Origin of the sequence: Ensifer sp. Root142, from assembly GCF_001426785.1 — a bacterium.
GTDB lineage: Bacteria > Pseudomonadota > Alphaproteobacteria > Rhizobiales > Rhizobiaceae > Ensifer > Ensifer canadensis.
In genome coordinates this window covers 116931-134536 of the sequence record NZ_LMFK01000044.1, presented here as the reverse complement: position 1 = coordinate 134536, position 17606 = coordinate 116931, and the positions used below count along the sequence as shown (strand labels likewise).

At 62.2% G+C, this 17606-nt stretch carries 12 protein-coding genes; 8 read left to right on the top strand and 4 right to left on the bottom strand.

Annotation, left to right across the window (positions count from 1 at the left end):
• The first annotated feature begins 193 nt into the window (after positions 1-193).
• A complete protein-coding gene (locus tag ASD52_RS29190) occupies positions 194-2818 on the top strand; it encodes a PAS domain-containing sensor histidine kinase (RefSeq protein ID WP_025427179.1) in 2625 nt (874 codons plus the stop codon).
• Between the two features lie 142 nt (positions 2819-2960).
• Here ASD52_RS29190 and ASD52_RS29185 read toward each other — a convergent pair whose 3' ends face one another.
• Together ASD52_RS29185 and ASD52_RS29180 are read right to left on the bottom strand one after the other, a co-directional pair.
• A complete protein-coding gene (locus ASD52_RS29185; RefSeq protein ID WP_025427178.1) occupies positions 2961-3890 on the bottom strand; it encodes a pseudouridine-5'-phosphate glycosidase in 930 nt (309 codons plus the stop codon).
• Between the two features lie 31 nt (positions 3891-3921).
• Entirely contained in the window at positions 3922-4869 is a 948-nt protein-coding gene (locus ASD52_RS29180; protein ID WP_057208681.1) for a carbohydrate kinase family protein, read from the bottom strand.
• A 239-nt stretch (positions 4870-5108) separates the two neighbouring features.
• Between ASD52_RS29180 and recA the strand changes: the two genes are divergently transcribed.
• The 3 genes from recA to ASD52_RS29165 all read left to right on the top strand — a co-directional run bounded on the left by recA (position 5109) and on the right by ASD52_RS29165 (position 10206).
• Complete coding sequence (gene recA / locus ASD52_RS29175) at positions 5109-6197, top strand: recombinase RecA (RefSeq protein WP_025427176.1); 1089 nt, start codon at positions 5109-5111, stop codon at positions 6195-6197.
• Positions 6198-6426: 229 nt separating this feature from the next.
• Positions 6427-9090 (top strand): alanine--tRNA ligase, encoded by a 2664-nt coding sequence (alaS, locus tag ASD52_RS29170; protein ID WP_025427175.1) that lies wholly within the window; start codon positions 6427-6429, stop codon positions 9088-9090.
• A gap of 264 nt (positions 9091-9354) precedes the next feature.
• The gene (locus ASD52_RS29165) at positions 9355-10206 is read left to right on the top strand and encodes an AraC family transcriptional regulator (RefSeq protein ID WP_025427174.1); all 852 of its coding nucleotides are present in this window, start codon (positions 9355-9357) and stop codon (positions 10204-10206) included.
• A 228-nt stretch (positions 10207-10434) separates the two neighbouring features.
• Here ASD52_RS29165 and ASD52_RS29160 read toward each other — a convergent pair whose 3' ends face one another.
• Positions 10435-11649, bottom strand: coding sequence for an NADP-dependent isocitrate dehydrogenase (locus ASD52_RS29160; RefSeq protein ID WP_025427173.1), 1215 nt, complete (start codon positions 11647-11649; stop codon positions 10435-10437).
• Between the two features lie 267 nt (positions 11650-11916).
• Here ASD52_RS29160 and ASD52_RS29155 point away from each other — a divergent pair, with 267 nt between their 5' ends.
• The 3 genes from ASD52_RS29155 (at position 11917) to murI (ending at position 15672) form a co-directional block, all read left to right on the top strand.
• Positions 11917-13905: an FUSC family protein gene (locus ASD52_RS29155; RefSeq protein ID WP_057208679.1), complete on the top strand. Its 1989-nt coding sequence runs from the start codon at positions 11917-11919 to the stop codon at positions 13903-13905.
• An 89-nt stretch (positions 13906-13994) separates the two neighbouring features.
• Positions 13995-14840 carry an RNA methyltransferase gene (locus tag ASD52_RS29150; RefSeq protein WP_025427171.1) on the top strand — a complete coding sequence of 282 codons (846 nt, stop codon included), beginning with the start codon at positions 13995-13997 and terminating at the stop codon, positions 14838-14840.
• Entirely contained in the window at positions 14827-15672 is an 846-nt protein-coding gene (murI, locus tag ASD52_RS29145; protein ID WP_025427170.1) for a glutamate racemase, read from the top strand. The genes ASD52_RS29150 and murI overlap by 14 nt, the downstream gene beginning before the upstream one ends.
• On the opposite strand, the gene ASD52_RS38925 is transcribed toward murI, so the two are convergent.
• Complete coding sequence (locus ASD52_RS38925) at positions 15669-15827, bottom strand: hypothetical protein (RefSeq protein WP_156407977.1); 159 nt, start codon at positions 15825-15827, stop codon at positions 15669-15671. The two genes, murI and ASD52_RS38925, sit on opposite strands and share 4 nt — an antisense overlap.
• A 255-nt stretch (positions 15828-16082) precedes the next feature.
• On the opposite strand from ASD52_RS38925, the gene ASD52_RS29140 reads away from it, so the two are divergent.
• On the top strand, positions 16083-17597 hold the full coding sequence (locus ASD52_RS29140) for an ATP-binding protein (protein ID WP_025427169.1): 1515 nt from the start codon (positions 16083-16085) through the stop codon (positions 17595-17597).
• The last annotated feature ends 9 nt before the right edge of the window (positions 17598-17606 follow it).

Below are 17606 nucleotides of genomic sequence, written 5' to 3'. Positions count from 1 at the left end.
GTGAATTGACCGCTGCGCTTCCGCACAGGTGCTTTTTGCTGTTATCTCTGATCGTTAAAGATGATTCCTATCCGAATGATCGAGGGCGTGTCGGGATTGGCCGATTTCACCTGGCGGATTGCGCGGATGCCGGCCGGAGCGCCGGACCGTATCGGCTATGTGCCGGGCGGTATTGGCGGCAGATGAGGACCCGATGACGAAAATGCGGCAGTCAGGTGACTACCAGATGCCGGTTGTTGACCGTGGCGTCAGGCCGGGAACCGTCATGCGGATCGTCCTGCTTGCGATCGTTCTGACCGTCTCTGCGATCGCCTTCGTGATCTTCAAGAACGAGTTGGACAACGAGATCGTGCTCGGCATCCTTGGCGTTCTTGCCATGGTCGGCATCTTCTTCCTCGTCTCGTCGGTCATCGGCTTCATCGAGGTGATGCCGCAATCGCGGCCGGACGAACTGGCGCGCGCCTTTCTCGACGCCCATGAAGACGGCACGATCGTCACCGACCGCAAGGGCCGCATCATTTACGCCAACGCCGCCTACGGCGCGCTGACCGGCGCGAAGAATTCTGCCGGCATCCAGTCGCTCGAAACGATCCTGTCGCGAAACCGCGAGGCGACCGAAGCGATCTACCGCCTCACCAACGGTCTGCACGAAGGCAAGCAGGGGCACGAGGAGTTTCGGCTGTTGAAGCCGCTGGCGACCGGTGCTGCGTCCAGCGGCTCTGGTGCCCACTGGTTTCGCTTGAAGGCCCGGGTGTTGCCGCTCGAAGATAGTGACCGCAACCCGCTCTATCTCTGGCAGATTGCCGACATCACCGCCGAACGTGACGACCAGGAGCGGTTCTTCAAGGAACTGCAGAACGCCATCGATTATCTCGACCATGCTCCGGCCGGCTTCTTCTCCGCCGGGCGCAAGGGCGAGATCTTCTACATCAACGCTACCCTTGCGGATTGGCTGGGCATCGACCTGACAAAATTCCAGCCGGGCTCCATGAGCATCGGCGATCTTGTCGCCGGCGAGGGGTTGACGCTGGTGCAATCGGTGCAGGCGGAGCCAGGCCTGAAGAAGACCAAGGTGCTGGATCTCGATCTGCGCAAGTCCAACGGCCAGAGCCTGCCGGTGCGCATGGTGCACCGCGTGTCGTCGGCACGCGATGGCGCGCCCGGCGAAAGCCGGACCATCGTCATGTCGCGCGACGGCGGCGAGGACGAGGATCAGTCGGCGTCGAGCGCTGCGATGCGCTTCACCCGCTTCTTCAACAATACGCCGATGGCCATCGCCTCGGTCGACGGCAACGGTCGCATCCTTCGCACCAATGCGCCGTTCCTCAAGCTGTTTTCCGGCCTTGTCTCCCAGGACGATGTCGAGCGTGGCGCGCTGATCGAAACGGTGGTGCATCCGACGGAAAAGGGCCGTCTGCATGAGGCGCTTGCCGCCGCCAAGGATCGCCAGGGCGATATCGCGCCGATCGACGCCTTGCACCCGGCCGATGGCGAGCGGCATTTCCGCTTCTATATCAATGCCGTCATCGACCAGAGCGATCAGGCTCCGGAAGAGGCAGCGATCATCTACGCGCTGGAGATTACCGAGCAGAAGGCGCTCGAAAACCAGATGGCGCAGACGCAGAAGATGAATGCGGTCGGCACGCTTGCGGGCGGCATCGCGCACGATTTCAACAACGTGCTGACGGCGATCCTGCTGTCCTCCGACCACCTGCTTTTGTCGGCGCGACCGGCCGATGCGAGCTTTGCCGATCTGATGGAGATCAAGCGCAACGCCAATCGTGCGGCGGTGCTCGTCAGGCAGTTGCTCGCCTTCTCGCGCAAGCAGACCATGCGGCCGACAGTGCTGAGCATGACCGACGTGATCGGCGACCTGCGCATGCTCGTCGATCGCATGACCGGGACCAACGTCAAGGTCGAAGTCGACTACGGGCGCGATCTCTGGCCGGTGCGCACGGATCTCGGCCAGTTCGAGCAGGTGCTGCTCAACCTTGCCGTCAATGCGCGCGATGCCATGCCGTCAGGCGGCATCATCACGCTTCGCACGCGCAATCTGCCGGCAACGGAAATCGCGGCCATTGGCCGGCGCGAACTGCCGGAGGAAGATTTCGTCATGGTGGAGGTTTCCGACCAGGGAACCGGTATTCCGCCAGAAATTCTCGACAAGATCTTCGAGCCCTTCTTCACCACCAAGGAAGTCGGCAAGGGCACGGGCCTTGGTCTTTCGATGGTCTACGGCATCGTCAAGCAATCCGGCGGCTACATCTATCCGGAATCCGAAGTCGGCAAGGGAACCACCTTCCGCATCCTGCTGCCGCGCCATATCGACATTCCGGAAGCCGCGGGTGAACCGACGCAGGGCGCATCCAATGGGGCGGTGACGCTGCCGCCGGCTGAAGCTGTCGCCAAGCCAGTCGCCAAGACCGAGGAACCGACCGATCTCACCGGTGATTCAGCCGTCGTCCTCCTGGTAGAGGACGAAGAAGCGGTCCGCCGCGGCGGCAAGCGCATGCTCGAGACCCGCGGCTATACCGTGCACGAGGCAGGCTCTGGCGTCGAAGCACTCGAGATCATGGAGGAGCTCGATGGCGCCGTCGATATCGTCGTTTCGGACGTGGTGATGCCGGAAATGGACGGGCCGACACTCTTGACGGAGCTGCGCAAGAAGTACCCGGACCTGAAGTTCATCTTCGTCTCGGGTTACGCGGAAGATGCCTTCGCCCGCAATCTTCCTGCCGACGCCAAATTCGGCTTCCTTCCGAAACCGTTCTCGCTGAAGCAACTGGCCGTGGCCGTGCGCGAGATGCTGGACTCCTGAGGCGTGCGCGAAACTGCGCAGTGCATTGAGCGAATCTGAGAAATCGCGGCGCGCATTTCGGCGCTCGCCAAGAATTGCAGTCCAACAAAAAGCCCGACGCTTTCGCGCCGGGCTTTTCTCTTATGATCTTAATGTCAGTCGACTACTTCGCGGTCAGCGCCACAGCGATTTCGCCGGCGAGGCGGGCATTGTTCTCGACCAGCGCTATGTTGGTTTCGAGGCTGCGGCCCTCGGTCATGTGGAAGAGGTTGTCGAGCAGGTACGGGGTGACCTCCTTGCCGGAAATCTCATCGCGTTCGGCGTTGTCGAGCGCGCGGCCGATGTAGATTTCCATCTCCTCGCGCGCGATCTCGCTTTCGGCCGGAACCGGGTTCGCGATCAGCATGCCGCCATCGACGCCGAGCAGTTCGCGCATGTTCTGGAAGTTGGCGATTGCCGCTGGGCTGTTGAGCATCAGCGGGCTCTTGAGGCCCGAATCGCGCGACCAGAAGGCCGGGAACACGTCGCTGTCATAGGTCACAACAGGCACGCCGCGGGTTTCGAGGACCTCGAGCGTCTTCGGAATGTCGAGGATGGCTTTCGCGCCGGCGCAAACGACGATGACGGCCGTGCGTGCCAGTTCGTCGAGGTCGGCGGAGATGTCGAAGCTCAGCTCGGCGCCGCGGTGCACGCCGCCGATGCCGCCGGTCGCAAAGACGCGGATGCCGGCGCGGGCAGCGGCGATCATGGTGGCGGCAACGGTCGTCGCGCCGGTGCGGCGCTCGGCGATGGCAAAGGCGAGATCGGCGCGCGATACCTTCATCGCGCCTTCGGTCTTGGCCAGCTCTTCCAGCTTCGCATCGTCAAGGCCGATATGCAGAACGCCGTGAATGACGGCGATCGTCGCCGGAACGGCACCCTGGTCGCGGATGATCGCTTCGACGCTGCGGGCCATGTTGAGGTTGCCCGGATAGGGCATGCCATGGGTGATGATCGTCGATTCCAGTGCCACGATCGGCGCGCCGCGTGCCTTGGCGGCTGCAACCTCGTCGGAATATTCCATCGGCAGGAAGGGGGAAGCGGGTTTGGTCATGGTTTTTCCTTGGGAGTTCGGCTGGCGGCGTTCATGCCAGCATTTGAGGTGCCGGCACAAGGGCCAGTGCCTGTTCGAGGTTGGCCTGCGACATTTGTTCCGAGGCGGCCAAGGGAGAGCGAAGCGTAATGCCGGCGGCGGCAATGCCGCGCCGCAGGCATTCCGACAGATCATGGCCGGCAAGACGGGCGGTGAGGAAGCCTGATGCCAGGGCATCGCCGGCGCCGGTAACATCGGCGAGCTCCGGCAGGGCCGGCGGCGTCGCGACGCAGACGGTTTCGCGATCGAAGGCGACGACCGCTCTGCCGCCTCGGGTAACGACGCCGCCATTGAGCCCGGCGGCGCGCAAAAGCGGCGGCCAACCCTCAGCATCCGCCGCATCCTTGCCGGTGAGCGCCCGCGCCTCGGCCTCGTTCATGAACAGGAAGCTGAGCCTGACCAGGCTCGGCTGGAATCGGATCACCTTTGCCGGCGATACGGCGATACCGGCGACAATGCGCCCATCCGTCGACGCCGCCGCTACGAGGGCGGCGATGGTTTCTTCGGGCAGGTTCGCATCGGTCAGCACCAGCCGGCTGTCGGCGATGGCATCGCGCAATGCGCGCCGCTGCAACTGGCGCGGCGAGAACATCCGGTAGAGATCCATGTCGGCAAGGGCGATCACCAGGTTGCCGTCATTTTCAATGATCGCAGTGTAGCTCGGCGTCTGGCGGTCGAGAAAGGTGAGGGGATTGTCGATGACGCCGGCAGCCGCTGCGGCCGCCGTCACGATGTCGCCAGCAGCGTCACCACCGCGCGTGCTGATCATCCGGACGCTATGACCCAGTCGTGCCAGGTTGCGCGCAGCGTTGAAGCCGCCGCCACCTGCCTCTTCGAACCAGGTGCCGGGGTTGCTCGAACCGGGTGCGGTCGTGCCCGAGATGCGGCCGCGCCGATCGATATGAGCGCCGCCGAAGACGGCGATTTCGCCTTCCTTCATGAATGTTCCTCTGCTGTCTATCGGCCGAATCGGATCGGGAGGGTTCATCGTCTCAGGGTGCGCCTGGCGCTGCCAAAAAAATTACGCAGCAAAGCGTGAACATGAATCGAACACAATCCGAATAATTCCTATTTTTCAATGTCTTGTCCTGCTCTTGCAAAAACGGAACAAAACATGTACAAAAACTCGTGCGGCGGCTTCATTGCCTCGGTAGCTTCAATAACCTAAAGGTGGACCAAATGGCACAAAACTCTTTGCGGCTCGTAGAGGACAAATCGGTGGATAAAAGCAAGGCACTTGAAGCGGCACTTTCCCAGATCGAACGGTCGTTCGGCAAGGGATCGATCATGAAGCTCGGTGGGAAGGACAGCATCATCGAGATCGAGACGGTTTCGACCGGCTCTCTCAGCCTGGACATCGCACTCGGCATTGGTGGCTTGCCGAAGGGCCGCATCGTCGAAATCTATGGTCCGGAAAGCTCGGGCAAGACGACGCTGGCGCTGCAGACCATCGCAGAAGCACAGAAGAAGGGCGGCATCTGCGCCTTCGTCGACGCCGAACACGCACTCGACCCGGTTTATGCGCGCAAGCTGGGCGTCGATCTCGAAAACCTGCTGATCTCGCAGCCCGATACCGGCGAACAGGCGCTCGAAATCACCGATACGCTGGTACGCTCCGGGGCGATCGACGTTCTCGTCATCGACTCCGTCGCAGCGCTCGTGCCGCGCGCCGAAATCGAAGGCGAAATGGGCGACAGCCTGCCGGGCATGCAGGCCCGTCTGATGAGCCAGGCGCTGCGCAAGTTGACCGCCTCGATCTCGAAGTCGAACTGCATGGTGGTCTTCATCAACCAGATCCGCATGAAGATCGGCGTCATGTTCGGTTCGCCGGAAACGACGACGGGCGGCAATGCGCTGAAGTTCTACGCCTCCGTTCGCCTCGACATCCGCCGTATCGGTTCCGTCAAGGAGCGCGAAGAAGTCGTCGGCAACCAGACGCGCGTCAAGGTCGTCAAGAACAAGATGGCGCCTCCCTTCAAGCAGGTCGAATTCGACATCATGTATGGCGAAGGCGTCTCGAAGACCGGCGAACTCGTCGATCTCGGCGTCAAGGCTGGTATCGTCGAGAAGTCCGGTGCCTGGTTCTCCTATAACAGCCAGCGCCTCGGCCAGGGTCGCGAGAACGCCAAGTCGTTCCTCAGGGACAATCCGGACCTGTCGCGCGAGATCGAGACGGCTCTGCGTCAGAACGCCGGCCTGATCGCCGACCGGTTCCTCGAGAATGGTGGTCCGGAACCCGACGACGGCGACGACGCTGCCGAAGCATAAGCAGCGAGCCGAGCTTCAAGCTTTCAAAACCGGTCGCCTTCATCGGCGGCCGGTTTTTTGCTGCCGTCTGGACAGCATGATACGCGAACGATAAAAGCCTGTGGTTCCGGCGACCGAGGGCGTTGGAGGGCGCAGCCGTCAGCGATGGCCGCGGGGTCGAAGGATAACGGCGAGTGGCGCGGCAGATGCCGGGGCCTGGGCCTGAATTGGTGCACAGATAGGACGCAAGATGAGCGGCGTGAATGAAATCCGGTCGACGTTTCTCGACTATTTCCGCAGGAATGGTCATGAGGTGGTGTCGTCGAGCCCGTTGGTACCGCGCAACGACCCGACGCTGATGTTCACCAATGCCGGCATGGTCCAGTTCAAGAACGTCTTCACCGGGCTTGAGCAGCGTCCCTATTCGACGGCCGTGACGGCGCAGAAATGCGTGCGCGCCGGCGGCAAGCACAACGACCTCGACAATGTCGGCTACACCGCGCGCCACCACACCTTCTTCGAGATGCTCGGCAATTTCTCCTTTGGCGATTACTTCAAGGAAAACGCTATCGAGCTTGCCTGGAACCTGATCACCAGGGAATATGGCCTCGACGCCAAGCGCCTGCTGGTCACGGTCTATCACACCGACGACGAAGCCTTTGGCCTTTGGAAAAAGATCGCCGGCCTTTCCGACGACCGCATCATCCGCATCCCGACCAGCGACAATTTCTGGGCCATGGGCGATACCGGCCCTTGCGGTCCTTGCTCGGAAATCTTTTACGACCACGGCGACAAGATCTGGGGCGGGCCTCCTGGTTCTGCCGATGAGGACGGCGACCGCTTCATCGAGATCTGGAACCTCGTCTTCATGCAGTACGAGCAGATCACCAAGGAAGAGCGCGTCAACCTGCCGCGTCCGTCGATCGACACCGGCATGGGCCTCGAGCGCCTGGCAGCCGTGCTGCAGGGCCAGCACGACAACTACGAAATCGATCTCTTCCGCGCATTGATTGCCGCGTCTGAAGAAGCAACCGGCGTCAAGGCCGAAGGCGACCAGCGCGCCAGCCATCGCGTCATTGCCGACCACCTGCGTTCGTCCGCCTTCCTGATCGCCGATGGCGTGCTGCCGTCGAACGAGGGCCGTGGTTATGTGCTGCGCCGTATCATGCGCCGCGCCATGCGCCACGCGCAGCTGCTCGGTGCCCGCGATCCCTTGATGTGGAAGCTGCTGCCGGCGCTCGTCGGCCAGATGGGCCGCGCCTATCCGGAACTGATGCGCGCCGAGGCGCTGATCTCGGAGACGCTGAAGCTCGAGGAAACCCGCTTCCGCAAGACGCTGGAGCGTGGCTTGAACCTCCTGTCCGAAGCCTCGGCCGACCTTTCCGAAGGCGATCAGTTCAATGGCGAAACCGCCTTCAAGCTCTACGATACCTACGGCTTCCCCCTCGACCTGACCCAGGATGCGCTGCGCGCCAAGGGCATCAGCGTCGACACCGACGCCTTTACGACCGCCATGGAGCGGCAGAAGGCCGAAGCCCGCGCCAATTGGGCAGGCTCCGGCGAAGCGGCAACCGAAACCATCTGGTTCGAGCTGCGCGAAAAGCACGGCGCGACCGAGTTCCTCGGTTACGATACGGAAGTTGCCGAAGGCGTCGTCCAGGCGATCTTGCGCGATGGCGCTGTCGCTCAGTCGGCCACCAAGGGTGAAACCGTCCAGATCGTCCTCAACCAGACGCCGTTCTACGGCGAATCGGGTGGACAGATGGGCGATACGGGGACGATCACCACCGACGGCGGCAAGCTTGTTGTGACCGACACGCAGAAGCGCGGCGAGGGCCTGTTCGTTCATTTCGGCGTCGTTGCCGAAGGCACGATCAAGACCGGCGACGCGGCCCAGCTCGAAGTCGATCATGCCCGCCGTTCGCGCCTTCGCGCCAACCATTCGGCCACCCATCTGCTGCATGAGGCGCTTCGCGAGGTGCTCGGCACCCATGTGGCGCAGAAGGGCTCGCTGGTTGCGCCCGAGCGCCTGCGCTTCGACGTATCGCATCCGAAGCCGATGACGGCCGAGGAGCTGAAGATCGTCGAGGAGATGGCAAACGAGATCATCGTTCAGAATACGCCGGTCACCACGCGCCTGATGAGCGTCGACGATGCGATTGCCGAAGGCGCCATGGCGCTCTTTGGCGAGAAATACGGTGACGAAGTGCGGGTCGTGTCCATGGGGCAGGGCATTCACGGCTCCAAGGCCAACCGTGCCTATTCGGTCGAACTCTGCGGCGGCACCCACGTTTCGGCAACCGGCGACATCGGTCTGGTGCGCGTCGTTTCCGAAAGTGCCGTTGGCGCCGGCGTGCGCCGCGTCGAGGCGCTGACGGGCGAGGCAGCCCGTGCCTATCTCAACGAGCAGGACGAGCGGGTGAAGACGCTTGCCAACACGCTCAAGGTTCAGCCGGGCGACGTGCTCGGCCGCGTCGAGGCACTGCTCGACGAGCGCCGCAAGCTGGAGCGCGAACTGACGGAAGCCAAGAAGAAGCTGGCGCTCGGTGGCGGCGGTCAGGCCGGATCGACCGATGCCGCGCGCGACATCGCCGGCATGCGTTTCCTCGGCAAGGTCGTTTCCGGTGTCGAACCAAAGGATCTGAAGAGCCTGGCCGATGACGGCAAGAAGAGCCTCGGCTCCGGCGTCGTCGCCTTCGTCGGCGTTTCCGGCGATGGCAAGGCAAGCGCAGTCGTGGCTGTCACCGACGATCTGACTTCCAAGGTCAGCGCAGTCGATCTCGTGCGTATCGCCTCGGCCGCCCTTGGCGGCAAGGGCGGCGGCGGCCGCCCTGATATGGCGCAGGCCGGCGGCCCTGACGGCGAGAAGGCAGCCGACGCGATCGAGGCCGTTGCCGTTGCATTGGCCGGCTAAGGACACTGCATAATTCCTCAAATCGGATGCGATTGGAGGATAAAATTATGCAGCAAGTTTAAGGTGTTACAGTGCCATTTGCGCGTCATACTTGATGCGCGGCGCTGTAGGCGCAGAAACGTGAAATTGAAAAGGGCGCCGGTTTCGGGCGTCCTTTTTTGTGATTGCGATTGCCCCCTCTGCATGCTCGCCGCAAAACTCCGCAGGATTTGTCAAAGTCGTCTATGGTCTACCGATCCGTGAGCAAAGCGCGAAGGGCTAGACATGGACGAGCGGGCGACCTGGGCAAGCTACGAAAGACGGCTGCACAGGGTGAGCGACTACATTTACGGCCATCTCAACGAGGAGCTGGATCTCGACCGTCTCGCTGAAATCGCCTGCCTGTCGCCACACCACTGGCACCGAATCTACAGGGCCGTCCACGGCGAGACGTTGGCGGCAACGGTCAAGCGGCTACGGCTGCAGAAGGCCGCCGCCGATCTCGTGCAGTCCGATCTTCCTGTCGAAGCGATCGCGCAGCGCTCTGGCTACCCCAATATTCAATCCTTCAACCGCACCTTCAAGGCCGTCTATGGACTGCCGCCGGCGCGGTATCGGAGGGAGGGCAGCCACAAAACCTTCGAAACCGCTTCATCGGAAGGAATTGCGGATATGTATGAAGTCACCCTCAAGGAGATCGACGGCTTCGATCTCGTCGGCGTCGCCCACTCCGGCTCTTATATGGGCATCGGCAAGGCATTCGAGACGCTCTACGGCACACTGATTTCGCGCAATCTTTATCGTCCGGACATGGAGATGATCGGCATCTATCTGGATGATCCGGAACTGGTGCCGGCGGACAGGCTGCGCTCCTTTGCCTGCGTCACCGCCAAGGAGACCCTGCCTGCCGATGCACCGCTGACACCCCAGACGCTCGAGGGCGGACGCTATGCCGTTCTGCGCCACAAAGGCCCCTATGCGGACATGCCCTTGGCCTATCAATGGCTTTACGGCACGTGGCTGCCGCAATCCGGCCGCGAGGTGCGCGACAGCCTGATGTTCGAGAAGTATCTCAACAATCCGCGCGACGTGCCGCCGACCGAGCTCTTGAGCGAGATCTATCTGCCGCTGAAATGACCCGCTCGACTTCTCTCGTCATCCTCGGGCTTGCCCCGAGGATCCACCTGAGCCGTCGCCAACGCACAGATGTCCTTGGGCTCAAGAGGCTTGGCCTGGATGCTCGGGTCAAGCCCGAGCATGACAGAGGGAATGGGTCGCCAGAGGTTCTTGGAACTGCGGCTATCCAACCAAAAAGAAACCCGGCACAAGGCCGGGTTTCGCATTCGGGTCGATGGCGTGTGCCGATCAGGCAGCCATTGCCTTCTTCAGGTTCTCGTCGATCTTGTCGAGGAAGCCGGTGGTCGAGAGCCACGGCTGGTCGGGGCCGATCAGGAGCGCCAGGTCCTTGGTCATGAAGCCGGCTTCGACGGTATCGACGCAGACCTTTTCCAGTGTTTCGGAGAAGCGGGCGAGTTCGGCATTGCCGTCGAGCTTGGCACGATGGGCAAGGCCACGGGTCCAGGCGAAGATCGAAGCGATCGAGTTGGTCGAGGTCTCTTCGCCCTTCTCGTGCTGGCGGTAGTGACGGGTCACGGTGCCGTGGGCCGCTTCTGCTTCGACCGTCTTGCCGTCCGGCGTCATCAGAACCGAGGTCATCAGGCCGAGCGAGCCGAAGCCCTGAGCCACGATGTCGGACTGGACGTCGCCGTCGTAGTTCTTGCACGCCCAGACGTAGCCGCCGGACCACTTCAGCGCCGAAGCGACCATGTCGTCGATCAGGCGGTGTTCGTACCAGATCTTCAGTTCCTTGAACTTCTCGGCGAATTCTTCCTCGAAGACCTTCTGGAAGATGTCCTTGAAGCGGCCGTCATAGACCTTGAGGATGGTGTTCTTGGTCGAGAGGTAGACCGGAACCTTACGCTGGATGCCGTAGTTGAACGAAGCGCGGGCGAATTCGGTGATCGAATCGTCGAGGTTGTACATGCCCATGGCAACACCGGCCGACGGTGCGTCGAAGACGTCGTATTCGATTTCCTTGCCGTCTTCGCCGACGAACTTCATCGTCAGCTTGCCCTTGCCGGGGAACTTGAAGTCGGTGGCGCGGTACTGGTCGCCGAAGGCGTGACGGCCGACGATGATCGGCTTGGTCCAGCCCGGAACCAGACGAGGCACGTTCTTGCAGATGATCGGCTCGCGGAAGATGACTCCGCCGAGGATGTTGCGGATGGTGCCGTTCGGCGACTTCCACATCTTCTTGAGCTTGAATTCTTCGACGCGGGCTTCGTCCGGGGTGATCGTGGCGCACTTGACGCCGACGCCGTGCTTCTTGATGGCGTTGGCTGCATCGATCGTCACCTGGTCGTCGGTGGCGTCGCGGTTTTCCATGCCGAGGTCATAATACTCAAGATCGACGTCGAGGTAGGGATGGATCAGCTTGTCCTTGATGAACTGCCAGATGATGCGGGTCATCTCATCGCCGTCGAGTTCGACGACCGGATTGGCGACCTTGATCTTTGCCATGAATATGCCTCGTAGCTTAGCGGGACAACGGGAGCGATGTCCCTTCCTCTTTAGAAAAATCCAGAGCCCTATAGCATTGTGAAACGGCAAGGCAAAGCATGCTTGGCTGAAACTTTGGGTGGAGACTCGATCGACCGGCGGGCAGGGGCCGAGGATGGGTTTTGGACTGGTTTAAGCCGGCCTGCGCCTTGAAAAGATCGGAGGCAGCGTTAATCAAGAAGAAGCGGTGACGCGTCGATGGTCACCGTAGCAGGCAAAAGGCATCCGATGGAAATTCGCTCCCGCGTGCGCGACTGGCTTCTCGCCAATGATCCTGCCTTTTCCCGGCTGCGCCAGGCGACGCGCATCACCGCGACGATCGTTTCGTCGGTTTGCCTGCTGATGGCCTTCCACTATCTCGTGGCGCCATTGCCGCCGGCAGCCTACGGCCTTGCCGTTTCGCTCTCGATCGAAGGCGGCCTTGCCGTCCGCGACCGCACGCACGGCGAACAGCTCGTGACCCGTATAATCGCCGTCATCGTTGGCGTCTCGATGGTCGCGCTGGCCTCGGTGCTGGAGAGCCACCGCTACGTCTCCGATGTCGTTTTCCTGTCGATCATCTTCCTGGCGGTCTATTGTCGCTCCTTCGGGCCGAGATGGTTTGCCGTCGGCATGTTCGCCTTCATGTCCTATTTCATCGGAGCTTATCTGCGTCCGACGATTGACCAGTTGCCCGCACTGGTCTTCGGTGCAGCGGTTTCGGCCATGGTCGCCCACCTGGTCCGCACCGTGCTTCTGCCCGACCACCGCTATCGCGACCTCATGCGCGCTGCGGCCAGCGTCCAGCAGCGCGTCGACCAGATGCTGGAGGAGCTGGTCGATGTCGCACGCAAACCGACCCTGATCGAGACGGATCGCACCCGGCTGCACCGGAGGGAAGAGCGCCTCAAGGAGGCGGTGCTGATGGCGGAAAGTTTCATTCCGACCGAGAACCGACGCCCGGAACCCGAGCCCGGCCTTGCCTCGTCGGATGTGGTGATCAACCTTTTCGACCTGCATCTGGCGGCAGAAAGCGTCATCGTGCTGAGCCTTCAGGCCATGCCTCCGGTCGCATTGGTCGAAGCGATGCTTACGCGCAACTCCGCCGAGATCGAAGCGGAGACGGCGCGCATCGACCGCACGAACGAGCGGCTTGTCGAGACCGTCAAGGCGCTCTCGTGGCTGCGCAATGTTCGCCAGCGCCTCGCCCATAGCCTGGAAAAACTCGACGCGCATGATCTCGAGGATCCGGTGGAGCGAGCCGTTGCCCCGGCGTCCACGCGTCCAAAGCTGACAGTGTCTAATCCGGCGCTCAAAACGGCCATCCAGATCACGCTCGCCGCCGGCATCGCCATGGTGTTCGGGCTGATGCTGTCGCGCGACCGATGGTTCTGGGCGGTGCTGGCTGCCTTTCTCGTTTTTACCAACACCCGCTCGCGCGGCGATACGGCGGTCAAGGCGCTACAGCGCTCGGCCGGTACGCTATTTGGCATCGTGGTCGGCATCGTCGCCGGCACGCTGGTTGCCGGAAACATCTATTTGGTGCTGCCGCTGAGTGCGCTCTGCATCTTTCTCGCGTTCTATTTCCTCGCAGTTTCCTATGCGTCGATGACCTTCTTCGTCTCTATCGTGCTGTCGCTGCTCTACAGCCTGATGGGCGTGCTGACCCCACAGCTGCTGCAGCTGCGGCTGGAGGAAACCCTGATCGGCTCCATCGCCGGTACTGTGGTTGCCTTCGTGGTTTTCCCGACCCGTACGCGAACATCGCTTGATCTCGCGATCAAGGCCTGGTGTGGCGAACTGACAGGACTGCTGCAAGCGGCGAAGGAGGGCGCCTCCGGCATGGCGCTGATTGCGCGGTCGCAGTCCGTCGACCGCGCCTACCGCGAGCTTGCCGCGGCGGCCAAGCCCCTTGGCGTTTCCTGGCAGCTTGTCACGCGCCCCGGCCACGTCAGGCAGACGCTGGCGATCTTCATGGGGTGCACCTATTGGGCGCGCGTGTTTGCCCGTCGCGTTGCCGACGAGGCCGACGCCGTCGGCTCCACGTTCCACACCGACATCGACGAAAATCTGACATTGGTTCGCTCGATCGCGGAGAAAGGGGCCGGCTATTTCTACGACGGCGGCCGCGTCGCCGGGCCAGTCAGCCGACATCTGCCGATATCGAAGGACGATGCGGAACTGGGGCTGGAGATGATCGGCATCTCCCTCAGCCGTCTGCATCCGGCAACACCGTGATGCCCGCAGTCCTCAGCATGTCGGCCGGACTTTAATTTTCCGGTCTTTTGTGCGAGGGAAGCGCCGAACAGAAGGCGAAGGCGAAAGACATGGCAGGCACCAACAGCGAACGAGAACTCCTGACCGAAGGACCGGCGATCATTCTCGCCTATCCGCAGCTCGGCGAGAATATCGGCATGGTTGCCCGCGCCATGGCCAATTTCGGCCTGTCTGAACTGCGCCTCGTCAACCCGCGCGATGGCTGGCCGAACGAAAAGGCGCAGTCTGCCGCCAGCCGCGCCGACCACGTCATCGAAGGCGCCAAGCTCTACGACACGCTGGAAGAGGCGATCGCCGACCTCAACTTCGTCTATGCGACAACGGCGCGCGACCGTTACGGCTACAAGCCGGTTCGCTCGCCGATAGTGGCGGCGCGCACGCTGAGACAGCGCTTCGTAGCCGGCGAGGCGACCGGCATCATCTTCGGCCGCGAGCGCACCGGATTGACGAACGAGGAAGTGGCGCTTGCCGACGAGATTGTGACGTTCCCCGTCAATCCGGCTTTCGCTTCGCTCAATCTCGCCCAGGCGGTGCTGCTAATGTCCTACGAGTGGCTGAAGACGGGCATGGAAAGCGAAGACCAGACGTCGTTCCAGGCACTGGAGCAGCGTCCGGCGAAGAAAGACGATCTGCAGGGCCTGTTCGATCACCTCGAGGATGCGCTGGAAGCGCGCAACTATTTCCGCTCCGCCGACAAAAAGCCGAAATTGGTCGAAAATCTGCGCACAGTTCTGACCAGACCAGCCTTTACCGAAACGGAAATCCGGGTGCTGCGCGGCGTGATTTCGTCGCTCGATCGGTTTTCGCGTGAACATCCCCGAGGTTCCGGCGCTCCCGTTGATCACAGCAGGGCCGAGCACAACAAGAAAGTATCAGACAGCGGTGACAGCGACTGAACTGAAACCCATTCTCGTCTTCGACAGCGGCATCGGCGGGCTCACGGTGCTGCGCGAGGCGAGGGTGCTGATGCCGGAGCGGCATTTCATCTATATCGCCGACGATGCCGGCTTCCCCTATGGCGGCTGGGAGGAAGAGGCCTTGCGCGCCCATGTCATCGCGCTCTTTGGCCGGCTGCTGGCCGAGCACGATCCCGAAATCTGCGTGATTGCCTGCAACACCGCATTCACCCTCGTCGGTGCCGATCTGCGCGCCGCCTTTCCGCAGATGACCTTCGTTGGCACCGTGCCGGCGATCAAGCCCGCGGCCGAGCGCACGCGCTCGGGGCTGGTTTCCGTGCTTGCGACACCAGGCACGGTCAAGCGCGCCTATACGCGCGACCTCATCCAGTCCTTCGCCAGCCAATGCCATGTCCGCCTGGTCGGATCGGAGAACCTCGCCAAGATGGCCGAGGCCTATATTCGCGGCGAAAAGCTCGATGATGCGGAGGTATTGGCCGAGATCACCCCGTGCTTCATCGAGATGGATGGCCGCAAGACCGATATCGTCGTTCTCGCCTGCACGCATTATCCCTTTCTGGCCAATCTGTTCCGCAAGCTGGCGCCCTGGCCGGTCGACTGGTTGGATCCAGCCGAGGCCATCGCCCGGCGGGCCCGCTCGCTCGTGCCGCTGCCCGACGGCTTTGAGCCGTTGAACGGCGAGGACCCGGCGATCTTCACTTCGGGAAATCCCGATTTTTCCACACGCCGGCTGATGCAGGGCTTCGGCCTGACCGTCATGTCGAACGTCACTACCCCCGAACAGACGGCCGCCAGCGAAACGATCGGCTAGAAGAAGATCGCCAGCAGGACGCCAATCGACGCGGCGAGCGCAATCGCAATCAGGAAGTTCGCGCGGCCTGATTGCGCGGATTCCTTTTTCGAGACGATGCGTTGACCATCCTCGTAGTTCATCTGGAAGTGGTTTTCGGTCTCGTTCTGATCCATTCGTGGCCCGGAAATCCCGGTCGCTCAAAGACGTATGGGCCGGGGCAGGCGCTTGTTAAAGATGTATCAATAGGTTTATTCAACGTTTCCGCGCAAACAACCGGGTGAACTGGCCGATCTTTCCATGGTCCACAACGCGGTATTCCCTGTGGGTTTTCTGCAGCGGTTGCATGACCGCCGGCAAAACCGTGCTAGGTGTCGCTCGTTTGGCGAACTCAGCATGGTCGCGAATCAATCCAAAATGAAGAGGTGGAAATGAAGGTCGGCATCGACATGGGAGCGACGTCCGAAGGGACCTCGGCCTCGCTCGATATCGAAGAGCTTCTGGCCACCCGTCTTCTGGTGCAGGGCAATTCCGGTTCGGGAAAATCGCACCTTCTAAGAAGGTTGCTGGAGCAGTCTGCGCCATGGGTGCAGCAATGCATCATCGACCCCGAGGGCGATTTCGTCACACTTGCCGACAAGTTCGGCCATGTGGTCGTCGAGGGTGAGCGCACGGACGCTGAGCTGATCGGCATTGCCACGCGCATTCGTCAGCACCGAGTTTCCTGCGTGCTTTCGCTCGAAGGTCTCGACATCGAACAGCAGATGCGCAGCGCCGGCGTCTTCTTGAACGCCATGTTCGATGCGGATCGGGAATACTGGTATCCCGTACTCGTGGTGGTCGACGAAGCGCAGATGTTTGCGCCGTCGGTCGCTGGTGACGTCACCGAAGAAGTCCGCAAGATCTCGCTCGGCGCGATGACCAACCTCATGTGCCGTGGCCGAAAGCGTGGACTTGCCGGCGTCATCGCCACGCAGCGCCTGGCAAAACTTGCCAAGAACGTGGCGGCGGAGGCGTCCAACTTCCTGATGGGCCGCACATTCCTTGATATCGACATGCTGCGCGCTGCCGACCTGCTCGGCATGGATCGCCGCACGGCCGAAATGTTCCGCGATCTGAAGCGCGGCTCCTTCGTCGCCCTTGGCCCGGCGCTGTCGCGCCGGCCGCTGAAGGTGACGATCGGTGCCGTCGAGACTTCAGCACGCTCGACGAGCCCGAAGCTGATGCCGCTGCCGGAAGCGCCGCAGGACGTGGAAGACCTGATCTTCACGCCTGACGCCGACGAACTGACGCGGCCGATCATGCGCCGTGCCGTACCGCCGCCGCGCCCGGCAACCGATATTCTCGCGGAGCTTTCCCGGCCGCGCCCCGAACCGGTCGCCCCGGTGGAAACCAGGCCAGCCCAGCCGGAAATGTCGGCGGAGGAGCGCGGTGCGCTGCTGGACGGTCTGTTTACCGAGATTCTCGCCAATCCCGATGCCGCGTTCCGGCCGGATGCCGAACTGTTCCAGGATTTCCTCGTGCGCTGCCGGATTCGCCGCGTGCCGGGAGCAGCCCTGTCCTTGAGCGCATTTCGGCGCAAGATGGCAATTGCCCGCTCCGGCGTCGACACTGAGACTGCGGCGACAGAGGCCTGGGCGTCGGCGCTCCGGCTTGCCGATCGCGTCACCGAGGACCTGCAGGGCGTGTTCCTGATGATGGCGCAGGCGGCCGTGCGCGGCCTTGCCTGTCCGTCGGACGCGATGATCGCGCGCGCCTACGGCACCCATTCCGCACGACGCGCCAGACGCCTGCTCGGCTATTTCGAGGAGAATGGGCTCGTTGTCGTCCATGCCGATTTCACCGGCAAGCGTATAGTCGCCTTTCCGGACCTCGGCCACGAAACGGCGCCGGGCGACGCCAACGGGCCGGATGCAATGGATCCGTCCGCCGCTGCAGCTGAATAGGCACGTCCT

What these genes read in the sequence shown, in the direction of transcription:
- ASD52_RS29190 (WP_025427179.1), top strand. Translation starts at nt 194, where the DNA reads ATGACGAAAATGCGGCAGTCAGGTGACTACCAGATGCCGGTTGTTGAC.
- ASD52_RS29185 (WP_025427178.1), bottom strand. Translation starts at nt 3,890, where the DNA reads ATGACCAAACCCGCTTCCCCCTTCCTGCCGATGGAATATTCCGACGAG.
- ASD52_RS29180 (WP_057208681.1), bottom strand. Translation starts at nt 4,869, where the DNA reads ATGAAGGAAGGCGAAATCGCCGTCTTCGGCGGCGCTCATATCGATCGG.
- recA (WP_025427176.1), top strand. Translation starts at nt 5,109, where the DNA reads ATGGCACAAAACTCTTTGCGGCTCGTAGAGGACAAATCGGTGGATAAA.
- alaS (WP_025427175.1), top strand. Translation starts at nt 6,427, where the DNA reads ATGAGCGGCGTGAATGAAATCCGGTCGACGTTTCTCGACTATTTCCGC.
- ASD52_RS29165 (WP_025427174.1), top strand. Translation starts at nt 9,355, where the DNA reads ATGGACGAGCGGGCGACCTGGGCAAGCTACGAAAGACGGCTGCACAGG.
- ASD52_RS29160 (WP_025427173.1), bottom strand. Translation starts at nt 11,649, where the DNA reads ATGGCAAAGATCAAGGTCGCCAATCCGGTCGTCGAACTCGACGGCGAT.
- ASD52_RS29155 (WP_057208679.1), top strand. Translation starts at nt 11,917, where the DNA reads ATGGAAATTCGCTCCCGCGTGCGCGACTGGCTTCTCGCCAATGATCCT.
- ASD52_RS29150 (WP_025427171.1), top strand. Translation starts at nt 13,995, where the DNA reads ATGGCAGGCACCAACAGCGAACGAGAACTCCTGACCGAAGGACCGGCG.
- ASD52_RS38925 (WP_156407977.1), bottom strand. Translation starts at nt 15,827, where the DNA reads ATGGATCAGAACGAGACCGAAAACCACTTCCAGATGAACTACGAGGAT.
- ASD52_RS29140 (WP_025427169.1), top strand. Translation starts at nt 16,083, where the DNA reads ATGAAGGTCGGCATCGACATGGGAGCGACGTCCGAAGGGACCTCGGCC.